Here is a 14,165-nt window from a genome sequence, read left to right on the forward strand (position 1 = left end):
ACTGGCGTTGTTTTCGTGCTGACATAGCTAGCGGCAGGGACTTGCATGGAGTAGAGAAGACTTGTGCGAACCCGGGTAATTTCATGCTTTCCCAGCTCCTCGCCCATGGCCATGATATCAGAGCGCTCAGCCTTATGCGCGGTGCCGCGCCGCTTCATTGCATGGCTGCAAGCGCGGGCTATGAACAGCGGCGGAATGAAGTCTATTCCTGGGACGGAATGAAGCGCGGAACTGCGCCCTTCCTTGTGATTCAACATACGACGCTGGGCGAGGGACGGCTCGATTATGCAGGCACGCGGCACCGGTTAACCCCCGGCAAAACCATGCTCGTGACCATGCCTCATGCGCATCGCTACTGGCTCGATCGGGGCGGCGAGTGGGAGTATTTCTGGCTGTTGCTCAATGGTCGAGAAGCGCTGCGCCTGGCGCGCGAAATCCTCGATAGCGCCGGACCCGTGCTGGAGCCGACACGCTTGCAGGTCGACCGCCTGGCCACGGCGTGCCTTGAACTTCTGACCATGGCAGATCCATCGCCCGGCATCGCCTCGAACGCAGCTTACGCCGCAATGACCAGTCTCCACGATGCCGTGTTCGGCAGCCGCTTGCCTCCGGAGCGCCCTCTCCCACCTGGCATTGCGCGCGTGCTCGCCTATGTGGATGCCAATATTGGGGAGAAGCTGCCTATCGATCGACTTGCCGGTATCGCCGAGATGAGCCGGGCACACTTCGTGCGCAGCTTTGCGCTCGCCGTGGGGGCCGCGCCTTCCGAGCATGTGCTGGAGCGGCGGCTCGAACGCGTGGAGCGGTTGCTACTAGCCACAGAGATGGGAGTGGGCGAGATCGCCGCTGCCACTGGATTTGCCGATGGCAACTATATGGCCAAGGTGTTGCGACGCAGGCGTGGCATGACACCGCTTGAGTTGCGCGCTGCAGGCCGGGCGACGAGCGGCGGCTAGGGCGCCCGTCCCGGCCTGCGCCGGGACCGGCGTTACGCCTGCAAGTCGTTCACGCCACGCGTTGGGACCGTGGGCCGTGCGTCCAGGCTGGCAGCATGCTGCCATGGGCGGCGAGAAGGTCGTCCACGAGGTTCCAGATCTGGTCGAGATCGAGCTCGGCCGCAGTGTGCGGATCCATCATGGCGGCATGGTAGATGTGCTCGCGGTTCTCCGTCATCAAAGCCGCAACGGTCAGCTCCTGCACATTGATATTGGTGCGAATAAGCGCGGTCAGCTGCGGCGGCAGGTCGCCGATATAGGTGGGTTGCAAGCCATTGTCGTCGACAAGGCAGGGCACTTCCACCGCGGCATTGGCCGGCAGATTGGTGATCACACCATTGTTGCGCAGGTTGCCGTAGATCACGGAGGGTTCGCCGGTCCAGACCGAGTTGACGATGGATGAGGCATATTCCTTGGACTGCTTGACCTCGATGCGGTCGGCCTTTTTGTAGTCTTCGGATGTCTTCTTCCACTTGGCGATCTGCTCGACGCAGCGCTTGGGATACTCATCGAGCGGAATGCCGAACTTTTCGATCAGGTCCTGGCGACCCTCCTTGATAAAATAGGGTGTGTATTCGGCAAAGTGCTCGGAACTCTCGGTTACGAAGTAGCCCAGCCGCGTCATCATTTCGTAGCGCACCTTATTGGGGCAACGCGGGTTCCAAGTGGGCTTGGGCGCCCTGCCCTCACGATAGGCCCGGTGCAGATCGGGATAGAGATCGCGGTAGGAGCCGTCGGGCTGGCGATGCTCGAACTTGAGGTAGAACGCCATATGGTTGATGCCGGCCGACCGGTAGCGGATCTCCTCGTATGGGATGCCGAGATCGATGGCGAGTTCATGAGCCGTGCCCTGCACCGAGTGGCAGAGGCCGACCTGCTTGATTGCGGGGTATTTTTCAGCGATGGCCCAGGTGTTGATGGCCATGGGGTTGACGTATTGGAGCATGATGGCATTGGGCGCCACCTGAAGCATGTCCTCGCAAATGCTCCACAAGTGCGGAACGGTGCGCAGGCCGCGCATGATGCCGCCGACCCCAAGCGTATCGGCGATCGTTTGGCGAAGGTTGTATTTTTTGGGGATATCGAAGTCGATGACGGTCGAGGGCTCGTAACCGCCGATCTGGAAGCAGACCACCACGAAATCGGTGTTGTCGAGGGCTTGGCGCTGATTGGCGAAGGTCTTGACGGTCGCCGGCACGCCGAGCGTGGCGATCAGCTTATTGGCGATGATCTCGCTCTCCTCGAGCCGGGTGGGATTGATGTCCATCAACCGCACTTCGGCCCCGGCAAGAGCTGGCCGCTGCAGAATATCGCCAACGATGTTTTTCATGAACACGGACGAACCGGCGCCAATGAAGGTGATTTTGGGGTTTGCCATTTTTGTGAAAGCTCCTAGGCGGCAATCTGGAACGCGGCGCGGACGAGGCGGGCCGTGTATTCGGTTTTGGGATCAGTCAAAACATCGGCCACGGGCCCCTGCTCCACGATCTTGCCGTGCTGCATGACCATGACCCTGTGACAGAGGGCGCGTACGACTTTGAGATCGTGGCTGATGAAGAGATAGGAGAGCCCCTTCTCGTCCTGCAGCTTGCGCAAAAGATCGATGATCTGCGCCTGTACCGAGAGGTCGAGCGCTGATGTCGGCTCGTCGAGCAGGATGAACTCGGGCTCGAGCGCTATGGCGCGCGCGATGGCGATGCGCTGGCGCTGCCCACCGGAAAACTCGTGCGGGAAGCGGTTGAGAATACCGTCGGGCATGCCTGCATCCTTTAGCGCCTGCCGCACGCGGTCGATGCGTTCGCGGCCATTGGCGCCGATGCCGTTAACAAGCAGACCCTCTTCGATGATCTGGCGGATCGACATGCGCGGGTTGAGGCTGGCGAATGGATCCTGAAAAACGATCTGCATGCGGCTGCGCAGAGGGCGCATGGCGGCCCGGTCCTTGCCGTCGATCCGCTCACCGTCAAAGAGGATCTCTCCGCCCTGGTTGTTGATGAGCCGGATCAAGGCGTGGCCGAAGGTCGTCTTGCCCGATCCGGATTCTCCGACGATTCCCAGCGTCTCGTGACGCTTGAGATCGATGTCGAGGCTGTCGACGGCTTTCAGTTCGAAGAAGTCGGGCTTGAAAAAGCCGCCACGCTTGAGCGTGAAACTGACCTTGACGCCGCGGCCTTCGAGCACAGTGTCGTGCATGCCCTCTTCGAGTGGGAGAGCCGTGCCTTTGGGCTCAGAGGCAAGCAGGTGCTTGGTGTAGGGGTGGGTCGGATTGGCGAAAAGCGCCTCGGTGGCGTTGTGCTCCTGCACGCGGCCGTTCTGCATGACATAGACATAGTCGCTGAATTGCCGGACCACCGTCAGGTCGTGGGTAATCAGGATGACGGCCATCCCGTATTTGCTTTTGAGATCGTTGATCAGATGCAGGATCTGAGCCTGCACCGTGACATCGAGTGCAGTCGTGGGTTCGTCGGCGATCAGGACGTCAGGCCGGTTGGCGAGCGCCATTGCGATCATCACGCGCTGGCGCTGGCCGCCCGATAACTGATGTGGGTAATTGTTTAGGCGCGCCTTGGGTTCAGGAATTTGCACCTCGGCAAGCAAAGCTTCGGCCCGGCTCATGGCTTCGGCGCGGGAGACCTTGTTGTGCAGATGGATGATCTCGCAGATCTGCTGGCCAACCGTGTAAACAGGGTTGAGCGAACTCATCGGCTCCTGGAAGATCATCGCGAGATCGTTGCCTCGCAACTTTTGCATCTGCTTTTCGCTGAGCCCGATCACGTCCTTGCCCGAAAGGGTGATCCGCGACCGCGGCAGAATGGTTGCCCGCTTAGTGAGAAGCTTCATCAGCGTACGGGCGGTGACCGATTTTCCTGAGCCGCTTTCACCCACAAGGGCGATCGTCTCGCCCTTGTGCAACTGGAACGAGACATCCCTGACTGCATGAACGATGCCGCCTTCAACCTTGAAATCGACACCGATATTGCGGGCATCCAGGATCAGCTCACGGTTGTGGACGCCGTGGTCATGGCGACGATCGGAGATAGTCTGGTGCGTTGAGTTGATCATGGCTCGCCCTCAGTAAGGATCGATCGCATCGCGCAAACCATCGCCCAGCGCATTGAATGCGAAGACGGTGATCAGCACGAAGAGAACCGGCGACAGGATCCAGGGATAGGAGCCAATCACCGAGAAGGAGCTGGTATCCTGCAGCATCAATCCCCACGAGATCAGCGGCGGCTTCACGGCAAAACCCAGGAAGCCGAGGAAACTCTCCAGCAGAACAACCGAGGGCACCGCCAGCGTCACCGCGACGATCACGTGGCTCATCACGTTTGGCAGGATATGCCTCGTGATGATGCGCGTATCGGGAGAACCCACGGCGATGGCGGCACGCACATAGTCGATTCGGGCCAGAGCAAGCGTCTTGGAGCGCACCTCGCGACTGAGCTGCGCCCAACCGAGCACCGCCATGACGCCAATGACAAATGCGATGAACACATTGGATGGCGCGGTGATCGGGATCAGAGATGTCAGGGCCAGGTAGAGCGGCAGTTGCGGGAAGGCCAGGACGAATTCAACGAACTTCTGGGTCCAACTGTCGAACCGTCCCCCGAGATAGCCCGAAGTGATGCCGACCAGCGTGCCGACCACTGTGGTGATCAGGGTGACGACAAGGGCGATGGTGAGCGAAATGCGCGAGCCGACAATGCCGCGTGAAAGAATGTCGCGACCGAACTTGTCCGTACCAAGCAGATGGACAGTCTTTCCTGGTTCGGTGGCGCCGAAAAAGTGAATGTTGGTGGGGATGACCCAGAGGAGGTTATAAGCATAGCCCTGCACGAAGAACCCTAGCTCAGTCGGGTTTTCGTAGTCCGGGCCGATGATCGGCTGGAAGGTGATCGGGTCGAATTCCTCGCCCTCTGCCAACGGATAGATGATCGGCATAAGCGAAAAGCTGCCGTCCTGCCGGCTGAACGTCAGGCTATCGGGCGGCGCGAAGCCGACATTGGCCGCCTTTGGATCGACGGGCGCAAAGAAGTCGGCAAAGACTGCAACGACGAGCAGAAGCGTAACGAGGGTAATACCGAGCATGCCCATGACTGAACGGCGCATGCGACGCCAGACGAGGCTGAGATAACTTTCGCTCTTTGCGTAGCGGGGGTCGATTGACTGGCCCGCATGCACGTCCTCATTCGCTGGGGTTGGAGCAGGACCGCCGGCATCGGGCGGCAGCGGAATAGATTGGTCCAGGGTGTCGCGGCTCATGATGCGCCTCCCAGGCGGATACGCGGATCAAGAAGCGCGAGGAGAATATCGGAGATGATGTTGCCGATGATCAGCGTTGCAGCGAGCACAAGCATGAAGGTTGCGGTGACCCAGACGTCGCCAACTGCCATAGAGCCGGTGATTGCGGGACCCACGGTTGCGAGCCCAAAGACGATGGCAACCTCGATTTCGCCTGTCAGCATATAGGGCAGCACCACGCCCTGATAAGCGATCAGCGGGTGAAGAGCATTGGGTGTTGCGTGCTTGAGCACCACCGCACCACGGCTCAAACCCTTGGCACGCGCGGTCTCAACATATTGGGCGTTGAGCACATCGAGCAGGTTGGCGCGCATGACGCGCATATTGTAGGCCAGCCCGCCAAAGGTCGCGATCGCGATGACCGGCCAGACATGCTTGATCAGATCGACAAACTTGTCCCAGCTCCAGGGCGCCCCGCCATAACGAGGCGAGAAGAAGTTGCCTACATCCTGAACCCCCATGCGGAAGACGAGGATGTAGAGAATGACGATCGCGAGGAGAAAGCGCGGGATGGTCATGCCGAGGAATGAGACGATCCCAAACAGGGTGTCGATCCAGGAATATTGACGCGTAGCGGCAATGATGCCGAGCGAAATCCCGATTATGGAAGCAAGGATATGGCAGGTCAGTGCAAGGGCGATGGTCGCCGGCAGGCGTTCAGCGACCACCGCGCCGACTGGCTTGTTGAAATAAAGCGAGTGACCGAAATCGAAACGGGTAAGAATGCCGGTAAGCCAGCGGAAATATTGGATGTGCAGCGGATCGTTCAGCCCGTGTGCCAGTCGATAGGCTTCAGCCTGGGCCTCTGCGGCTTCCACCGAAGCGCCGCCCTGGTTGATGGCCATGGAGCGAATGTAATCGGCATAGTCGCCCGGAGGCGCCTGGATGATGACGAATGTCACGACGCTCAGAAGGAGCAGGATCGGGATCGCGGATAATACGCGCGACAGGACGAAACGGATCATCTGAACAGGCCCCTTGTCTCTAGTCGTTTGGCGAGGGCGCTCCGCCCTCGCCTTGCTCGGTTCGCAGCGCTAGTTGCTGCTGACCGGGCCGTTGCCGATGCCCGGGGCGCCGGGCAGTGTGTCGGGGTGCAACTCGGCCGTGGACTGCTGATCCTCGGGAACGAAGAGCCGCTCGCGGATGAGGCCGTCTTCCGCCCAGTTGAACTGCAGGATCGGCGTACCGGCAGGCACGTTGGCAAAGCGCTTGTTGATGATCAGAGCGCCCGGATACTGGGTAAGACCCCAGCCATAAACGTTCTCGGTCGAGACGCGCTGATAGGTCTTCATCAGTTCGATGCGCTCTTCGGGATCAGCGGTGCCGACGAAGCCGTTGACGGCCGCAACCATTTCTTCTTCGAAGGGCAGAAGATCCTGCGTCCCGTCTGTGCCTGCGCGGTGACCACGCGAGATCTGTGGGCCGGTGGGCGCCAGGTTCTGCGTGTTCTGAACGACGGTGATCAGTTCGCTGTCATTGCGGCGCAGGGTCCAGTCGAACTTGCCGGCCTGCTCGTTGGCATCGCGCTGATTGCCGGCCTGCGATTGCAGCAGGATGCGCAGTCCGATCTGCTCCATCTGAGCCACGACGCCTTCGGCAAGGCTCTTGTCGGTCTGGTAGTCGCTGGTGCCGAGCATGGTGATCTGAACATCGGCGCCACCTTCGATGTCGGCTGGGAAGTTGACGAAGCCATTGCCGTCGGTGTCAATGAGGCCAGCCTTTTCTAGCAGTGCCTTAGCGTCTTCAACCGAGTGCGGGTAATAAACCGTCGATTCCTTGTCGTAGTAGCTGGTCGGGCTCATCAGGCCACCCGGATAAGGCGATGTGAAGGGCCCACGCACCAGCGCTTCCCCCAAAGCCTGTCGATTGAGGCCGTAGGTGACTGCAAGACGGAAATCGAGATTGCGGTTCAGTTCACGCACTGCCTGACCACGGGAATCCGGTTCGCCCCAGCCATTGGCGGAGAGATTGGGATAGATCGAGTAGGAAATGGTACGCGCGCCAAAAGCGAGACGAGCAGGAGCGGTTTCTTCGGCCGAACGGCGAAGCGCTTCAACGAAGCTTTCCGGCTGTTCCAGATTGGAGAGATCGCCTGAGCCTGCTACGGCTTGAACGTCACGATCGGCCCAGGTTGAGAGCCGGTACTGCATTTCATCCAGATAGGGCAACTGATTGCCGTTCTCATCGACCTTCCAATAGTAAGGATTGCGGCGCAGCACAATGATATCGTCGGCGCGGTATTCCACTGGTGCCCAGCCGCCCATGGTCGGCATGTTGAGATATTCGGGCGGGAACGCATTGCGGAACTGATCGTAGGTCGCGCCGTCCTTGTAGCTGGGGTGCTCAGACTTGAGGATGTGGCTCGGACCAGGGCAGAAATTGCCATAGGCCATCGAGTAGAGATATTGCGTCGGACGTTCTTCCTGAAACGTCCACTTGATCGTGTAGGCGTCCACGGCTTCCAGCGTCGTGCCGGTTCCAAATGTTTCCGGCGATGCGCCGTTGAGCGGGGTGACTTGTGGATTGAGAATGACATCGTTCCAATAGAACATGATGTCTTCGCTATCGAACGGGTCGCCGTCGGACCACTTGGCGCCTTCGATCAGATGCATGGTCAGTTCATGGCCGTCCTCGGACCATTCCCAGCTCTTGGCCAGGTTCGGCAGTGGCTCCAGCTCTTCAGCGCGTACCTGGAACAGGGGCCCGGTGCGGGTGAGGCATTCGGACAGCGCGATATCGATACCACCCCATCCTTGAGTCTGGCCGGCGCTATAGTTCCAGCCTTCGGGACGGCCACCGATCACATGGCGGATGACGTCGCCATAGGTGCCGATGCCGTCGGGCATGTTGCTGGTCTTGTAGACCATGGGCTCGACGGGCAGGCGCTCCTCGACAGGCGGCAATGCGCCAGCATCGACAAAGGCCTTCACATAGTCGGGTTCATGATATTCAGGCAGTGTGCGGAATTCGAGAATGTCACCAACGCCCACGAAGGTCGGTACCTGCTGGGCATCGAATTGCGGCGGATCTGGCGGGGTGGTGGGTGCAGTTTGCGCCAGAACGGCGACCATTGAGGAAGACAGCAAAAGGCCTGCCCCGCCAAGGGCATGTATATGTTTTCTCAAAAGAACCTCCCATTGCACCGGCATGCGTGGCTCGTGCCGCGGACCGAGTCTCCTCCCGGTCATGCCCTTTGTGCATGATCCAAAAACTACGCCTTGCGCGGCCCAAAGCAATCACGAATAGTAACGACTTCTTCCGGTTTCTTAAGATGAGCACGGAATAGTATGACTGATGAGATCAGCGGAGGCTCCTCGCTGCAGCGCGAGCGCGCACCTCGCCCGACTCCTCGACCCGACCGGAGCTTCTATTCGGCAGGTAAAGCCTTCGGCCGCTTCGGTATTCGCGCATTTCCGCCACAGATCATGGCCGCTTCCCATAGCCACGGACACATCGAGTTCAACTGGCTGACCAAGGGCCGCATGGACTACGTTTTTCATGGTGGGCCGGTCAGCATGGAAGCAGGCCGGCTTGTGGTTTTCTGGGCCGGTATTCCGCATCAGACTGTAGGTCTGCACGACGCAGCGGATGCACGGCAGCTCAACATCTATCTGCCGATGGATGCCTTTCTCGAAATGCCGCAGCTTGGACGCCTGACGGAAACGCTGATGGGCGGCGGGGTCATAGAACTCAAACCCGACTGCATTGGCCTTGAGACGCTGGAACGATGGCACCAGGACTATCGCAGCGGCAATGCAGTGCGCACCGATATAGCGCGTGCCGAGATCGGCACCATGTTCCGCAGGGCCGCGACTATCGGCTGGGAAACCCTGTTACCGCCTTGGGTTGAAAGCTCGGGCACCCGCACGCGCACCGGTTCATCGGTTGGCTATGTGGTGGCGATGGTCCGCCACATCGTAGAAAATCTCACCGATCCGCTCAGTCTCGAAGATATAGCGCAGGTCGCAGGTTTGCACCCCAATTATGCCGCCAACCTCTTCACCAAGGTCATGCATATCTCGGTGCAGAAGTTTGTCGTGCGGATGCGGCTCATCCGGGCTCGTTCGCTGCTTTTCGACGGCAATATCCCCATCGCAAGTGTCGCTTTTCGCGCCGGCTTTGTGTCACATACTCAGTTCTACAGCCATTTCCGCCGCGCCTATGGAATGACACCGACGGAAATGCGCCGAGATACGATTGCAAGTCTCTAGGCGGTGCGAACCTGGTGCCGCTCCTATACTGCAATCGAGTGGTCAGAAGCGACAGGTCAAAGGGGAGCGCGGTCATGGAGGGAACGGCGCTCTGGTGCGCTCGGCGGGTTTCACCCTTAAGCGGACGCGAGCGATAACATCGGCGACAGGGCTGCAGTGACCCCGTCTTTTGTGGCGTTCGCCATCCCGCAGTTTGCACTTGCCGCAAGAGTGTGCAGACTCGCCGCTTCAAAAGGCATTCGGGTCCAATGCGCATCAAGTCCAATCGCACGCTCTGGTTTCTTGCCTTGGGCACGGTGCTGGCTTGCAGCCTGATCGCCCTCTACGGCAGCTCGCACTTCTCGCGCATCTTCATTGCCGAGGCAGCAGCGCGCGGACAAAACACTCTTCGTCTCGCCATCGCTATCCTCGAGGGGGAACTCGCCCGATACGAAAAACTGCCTGAGCTTGTGGCCGACGATGAGGACATCAGAGCTCTCGTTCGCGATCCCGGGGACTCGTCGCGGATCGAACAGGCTAATGCATACCTGAAATCGATCAACACGCTGCTTGAGTCTTCCGACATCTATGTGATGGTGCCGGACGGCACGACCATTGCGGCCAGCAATGCCGATACCGACACCTCGTTCGTGGGCGAGAATTTTCAGTATCGTCCCTATTTCCGCGATGCGCTCGATGGTGGCATCGGCCGGTTCTTCGCTCTAGGGACCACATCCTTGAAGCGCGGCTATTATTTCGGAGCGCCGGTTTGGGTCGACGATGCGATCGCAGGGGTGGTCGTGTTCAAGCTGGACCTCGACAGCATCGAGCAGACTTGGCGCGGGGCAGATTACGAGATCATCGTCACCGATCCCGAAGGGATCATCTTCATGACTGGCCGGCCCGAATGGATGTACAAGGGGCTGCTGACCCTGAGCCCGGACCGCCTCTCGCGCACCGCAGCCACCCGCCGCTATGCCGACGCGATCTTGCAGGACCTGCCGGTGCAGCGCACCGCCTATGATGACGATCTCGAGCTGATGAGCATTTCGAGCGATGACGCAACCCGCGAATATCTGGTGGTTGCTCAGGAAATGCCCGAGGCGGAGTGGACCGTCAAAGTGCTGCTCGATACCGCCTCGGCGAGAGGACAAGCCGTCATTTCAACTATCGCGGCTGTGCTGATCGTCGTCCTTGGGGCCATGGCGACAGCTATTTATCTCCAGCGGCGCGCACGTTTGAGCTACCGGTTGCAGGTGCAGAAGGATGCACAGGAGCAGTTGGAGCGTCGGGTTGCCGAGCGCACCAACGACCTTGCCAGTCTTAACCGACAGCTTGAACGCGAAGTCGCAGAGCGACGCTCGACGGAAGTCCAATTGCGCCGGACCCAGTCCGATCTGGTTCAGGCCGGAAAGCTCGCCGCTCTCGGGCAAATGTCCGCAGCCCTGTCGCACGAGTTCAACCAGCCGCTAGGCGCGGCCAAGAACTACGCGGACAACGCGCGCATCCTGATCGAGCGGGACCGCATACCGGAAGCCAGCGAGAACATCGCGCGGATTTCGAGCCTGATCGACAGAATGGCATCGATCAGCCGGCATCTGCGCAACTTCTCGCGCAAACCGCACCAGAAACTTCGTCCTGTCCTGCTCAGCGACGTGCTGGACGATACGCAGGAGATCGTCGCCTGGCGCCTTGCCGCCGCGAAGGCCGAGCTCGATATCGAGTTGGGAGCAACGCCGCTTGCGGTGATGGCCGGCTCCGTCCGGTTGCAGCAGGTTCTGGTCAACATCATTTCCAACGCTGCTGATGCCGTGGATGGTTTTGGCAACCGAACCATAAAAATTCGTGCCGAGCGCGAGGATCATCAGGTCCTGCTGCATATTCGCGATCATGGACCCGGAATTGGGGAAGACATTGCGGGGCGTATCTTCGACCCATTCTTTTCGACCAAAGGTGTCGGCAAGGGGCTGGGGCTTGGTCTCTCCATCTCCTATAACATCATCAAGGATTTTGGCGGTTCGCTTTCTGCCCAGAACCATCCAGATGGCGGGGCGGAGTTCACCATTGCGCTCGATGCCACCGAGATGCCGGCTCATGCCATTCTGGAGACCTTTCAATGAGCGGCGGCCGCATTCTGCTGATCGACGACGAGGAAGACTTGCGCCGCTCCACCGCGCAGGCGCTTGACCTTGCCGGGTTCGACGTCAGCGACTTTGCCAATCCCGACCGTATTCTGGAGCGGGCCGGCTACGGCTTTCCAGGCATCGTCATCACCGATATCCGTATGCCGGGCATGGATGGCGTGACCCTGATGAACCGCATCCACGAGATCGATCGCGATGTGCCGGTCATCCTCGTCACGGGGCATGGCGACGTGCAACTGGCAGTGCGGTCTATGCGCGAAGGCGCCTACGACTTTATCGAAAAGCCCTTCGCGCCTACACAACTGATCGAGGTCGCCAATCGTGCCCTAACCTATCGTCAACTGGTCCTTGAAAACCGGGTACTCAAGGCCGCTGCAGGGCAGCGGGACGACATCGAACAGCGTCTGCTCGGTCGCGCTGCGGTGATGATCGATCTCAGACGCAAGGTTCGCACCGTTGGCCCCACAGATGCCGATGTGCTGATCGTGGGGGAAACGGGCGTCGGCAAGGAGGTCACCGCCAGGGCGCTCCACGACCTTTCCGCCCGTGCCGCCAAGCCTTTCGTTGCGATCAATTGCGCGGCATTGCCGGCAACGCTGATCGAGAGCGAGCTCTTCGGCCATGAGACTGGCGCCTTTCCGGGCGCAATGCGAGCGCGTTTCGGCAAATTCGAACTGGCACAGGGAGGCACGATCCTTCTTGACGAGATCGGCTCCATGTCGCTCGATCTGCAGGCAAAGCTTTTGCGGGTGATCGAGGAGCGGATCATCACCCGCCTCGGCTCCAACGAGCCGCTGCCCCTCGATGTCCGCTTCCTGGCAACAACCAAGGGCGACCTCGAAAGCCGGGTTGCCGATGGCCAGTTCCGGGCAGATCTGCTCTATCGGCTCAATGTCGTGACCTTGCAGGTTCCGCCCCTCGCATCCCGGCAAGAGGACGTGCCCATCCTTTTTCTGCAACTGGTGAGCGAGGCGGCCGGACGCTATCGCAAACCGGTACCTGACGTGACCCAGCAAATGCTCGCTGAACTAGGCGAACGGGACTGGCCGGGTAATGTGCGCGAACTGCGCAACGCTGCCGACCGATATGTGCTGGGGCTGCATTTCGACGATACGCTCGCCGGTAGCGATCGCATGGAGCGGCTGGCCGACCGGGTTGCTGCTTTCGAGAAATCAGCGATCGCCAGTGCGCTGAATGCTCACAATGGTGCCCTTAAGCCGGTCTATGAATCATTGGGGCTGTCGCGCAAGACGCTCTACGAGAAAATGCAGCGCTATGGTCTAGAGCGACGCTTTTTCGGGACCGACTTCGAAGCCGGTGATGAATAGTGGGCGGTTTTCCACCCACACCATAGCCGCTCTGTCACCACATCCACCCATCGCAGCCAGCCAAATGCGCGAGTGCGCTTTTTTGGCAGAAGCGGACTGTTGCAATCCCCGTTCTGCGCCGCGCCTATTGCACTATTGCTGGCGGTGGGGAGGATCTGCACGCTGGCGTTCAAACCTTGTTTAACAACGACACCTCATCTTGGGAGGATGCGCTTATGCGCGTATGGACTTTGACTGCCGCTGTCGCCACGACCCTGCTTTTGGCCGGCACTGCAGGAGCGCAGGACCGCGAAGGCTGGCCGTCGAGCCTGACCATCGGCACAGCAAGCCAGGGCGGCACGTATTTTATCTACGGAACAGGCCTTGGCGGCTTGATCACCGAAGAACTGGGCGTCAACGCTTCGGGCGAAGTAACCGGCGGGCCGGTGCAGAATGCCACGCTGGTGGAAACCGGCGACCACCAGATCGGCCTCGTCACCATGGGTCCGGCCTATGAAGCCTGGATCGGTGAATCTGAACTCGCGCCGGGAGTGGAGCACAAGAGCCTCCGCGCCCTGTTCCCCATGTACCAGACACCGTTTCAGGTGGTGGCACTGCGCTCTTCGGGCATCGAGTCGGCTGCCGACCTCGGCGGCAAGCGCGTTTCCGTGGGTCCGGCGGGCGGCACCGCCGCGACCTACTGGCCGCGTTTCTTTGAAAGCGTCGGCGTCTCGCCCGACGTTTCCTATTCCGGCGCCAATGACGCGGTCAGCCAGGTCAAGGACGGCTTGATCGATGCCTTCGCATTCGCAGCCGGCGTTCCTATTGCTGCCTTCGCTCAAATCGCTGCAGAAAACGAGGTGAACATCTTCGGCTTCTCCGAAGACGAGCGCGCCGCCATTCTCAGCGCGATGCCAGAGCTGGCCGCCTTCGACGTTCCTGGCGGGCTCTATCAGGGCTTCCCCGAGGAAGGACCGACCGTTTCGCTCTGGAACTTTGCTGTCGCCCATGCCGACATGCCCGAAAGCCTTGCCTATGAAATCACCAAGCTGGTGATGGAAAACAATGACCGCATGTTGCAGATCCATGCCACTGCTTCCGAAACGATCGCGGAAAATACGGACAAGAACACCTTCCTGCCCTATCACCCAGGCGCCAAGCGCTACTTTGAGGAAATCGGCGTCACGCTGCCAGAAGGTCTTTAAGACCCTTCGCAGACGCTCACGC

At 60.0% G+C, this 14,165-nt stretch carries 10 protein-coding genes; 5 read left to right on the plus strand and 5 right to left on the minus strand.

Annotated elements, in window-relative coordinates:
- Window positions 1-83 precede the first annotated feature (83 nt).
- Window positions 84-956, plus strand: a complete 873-nt coding sequence (locus tag BM364_RS10310) for an AraC family transcriptional regulator (RefSeq protein WP_092424261.1) — start codon at window positions 84-86, stop codon at window positions 954-956.
- A 49-nt stretch (window positions 957-1,005) separates the two neighbouring features.
- Here BM364_RS10310 and melA read toward each other — a convergent pair whose 3' ends face one another.
- The 5 genes from melA to BM364_RS10335 all read right to left on the minus strand — a co-directional run bounded on the left by melA (window position 1,006) and on the right by BM364_RS10335 (window position 8,446).
- Window positions 1,006-2,373, minus strand: a complete 1,368-nt coding sequence (melA, locus tag BM364_RS10315; protein ID WP_092424263.1) for an alpha-glucosidase/alpha-galactosidase — start codon at window positions 2,371-2,373, stop codon at window positions 1,006-1,008.
- 14 nt (window positions 2,374-2,387) lie between these two features.
- Window positions 2,388-4,058 carry an ABC transporter ATP-binding protein gene (locus tag BM364_RS10320; RefSeq protein ID WP_092424265.1) on the minus strand — a complete coding sequence of 557 codons (1,671 nt, stop codon included), beginning with the start codon at window positions 4,056-4,058 and terminating at the stop codon, window positions 2,388-2,390.
- Between the two features lie 9 nt (window positions 4,059-4,067).
- On the minus strand, window positions 4,068-5,258 hold the full coding sequence (locus BM364_RS10325; protein ID WP_092424267.1) for an ABC transporter permease: 1,191 nt from the start codon (window positions 5,256-5,258) through the stop codon (window positions 4,068-4,070).
- Complete coding sequence (locus tag BM364_RS10330) at window positions 5,255-6,262, minus strand: ABC transporter permease (protein ID WP_092424269.1); 1,008 nt, start codon at window positions 6,260-6,262, stop codon at window positions 5,255-5,257. The genes BM364_RS10325 and BM364_RS10330 overlap by 4 nt, the downstream gene beginning before the upstream one ends.
- Before the next feature lie 69 nt (window positions 6,263-6,331).
- Window positions 6,332-8,446 carry an ABC transporter substrate-binding protein gene (locus tag BM364_RS10335; protein ID WP_092424271.1) on the minus strand — a complete coding sequence of 705 codons (2,115 nt, stop codon included), beginning with the start codon at window positions 8,444-8,446 and terminating at the stop codon, window positions 6,332-6,334.
- Window positions 8,447-8,584: 138 nt separating this feature from the next.
- Between BM364_RS10335 and BM364_RS10340 the strand changes: the two genes are divergently transcribed.
- The 4 genes from BM364_RS10340 (at window position 8,585) to BM364_RS10355 (ending at window position 14,143) form a co-directional block, all read left to right on the plus strand.
- The gene (locus BM364_RS10340) at window positions 8,585-9,508 is read left to right on the plus strand and encodes a helix-turn-helix domain-containing protein (protein WP_092424273.1); all 924 of its coding nucleotides are present in this window, start codon (window positions 8,585-8,587) and stop codon (window positions 9,506-9,508) included.
- A 248-nt stretch (window positions 9,509-9,756) separates the two neighbouring features.
- A complete protein-coding gene (locus BM364_RS10345) occupies window positions 9,757-11,607 on the plus strand; it encodes a sensor histidine kinase (protein WP_092424275.1) in 1,851 nt (616 codons plus the stop codon).
- A complete protein-coding gene (locus BM364_RS10350) occupies window positions 11,604-12,959 on the plus strand; it encodes a sigma-54-dependent transcriptional regulator (RefSeq protein ID WP_092424277.1) in 1,356 nt (451 codons plus the stop codon). Before BM364_RS10345 ends, BM364_RS10350 begins: the two co-directional genes overlap by 4 nt.
- A gap of 215 nt (window positions 12,960-13,174) precedes the next feature.
- Window positions 13,175-14,143 carry a TAXI family TRAP transporter solute-binding subunit gene (locus BM364_RS10355; RefSeq protein WP_092424279.1) on the plus strand — a complete coding sequence of 323 codons (969 nt, stop codon included), beginning with the start codon at window positions 13,175-13,177 and terminating at the stop codon, window positions 14,141-14,143.
- The last annotated feature ends 22 nt before the right edge of the window (window positions 14,144-14,165 follow it).

The organism is Devosia crocina (genome assembly GCF_900116545.1).
GTDB classification, from domain to species: domain Bacteria; phylum Pseudomonadota; class Alphaproteobacteria; order Rhizobiales; family Devosiaceae; genus Devosia; species Devosia crocina.

Coding starts and splice junctions, on each gene's coding strand:
- BM364_RS10325 (WP_092424267.1), bottom strand. CDS start 5,258: ATGAGCCGCGACACCCTGGACCAATCTATTCCGCTGCCGCCCGATGCC.
- BM364_RS10350 (WP_092424277.1), top strand. CDS start 11,604: ATGAGCGGCGGCCGCATTCTGCTGATCGACGACGAGGAAGACTTGCGC.
- BM364_RS10320 (WP_092424265.1), bottom strand. CDS start 4,058: ATGATCAACTCAACGCACCAGACTATCTCCGATCGTCGCCATGACCAC.
- BM364_RS10330 (WP_092424269.1), bottom strand. CDS start 6,262: ATGATCCGTTTCGTCCTGTCGCGCGTATTATCCGCGATCCCGATCCTG.
- BM364_RS10340 (WP_092424273.1), top strand. CDS start 8,585: ATGACTGATGAGATCAGCGGAGGCTCCTCGCTGCAGCGCGAGCGCGCA.
- BM364_RS10345 (WP_092424275.1), top strand. CDS start 9,757: ATGCGCATCAAGTCCAATCGCACGCTCTGGTTTCTTGCCTTGGGCACG.
- BM364_RS10355 (WP_092424279.1), top strand. CDS start 13,175: ATGCGCGTATGGACTTTGACTGCCGCTGTCGCCACGACCCTGCTTTTG.
- BM364_RS10310 (WP_092424261.1), top strand. CDS start 84: ATGCTTTCCCAGCTCCTCGCCCATGGCCATGATATCAGAGCGCTCAGC.
- melA (WP_092424263.1), bottom strand. CDS start 2,373: ATGGCAAACCCCAAAATCACCTTCATTGGCGCCGGTTCGTCCGTGTTC.
- BM364_RS10335 (WP_092424271.1), bottom strand. CDS start 8,446: ATGCCGGTGCAATGGGAGGTTCTTTTGAGAAAACATATACATGCCCTT.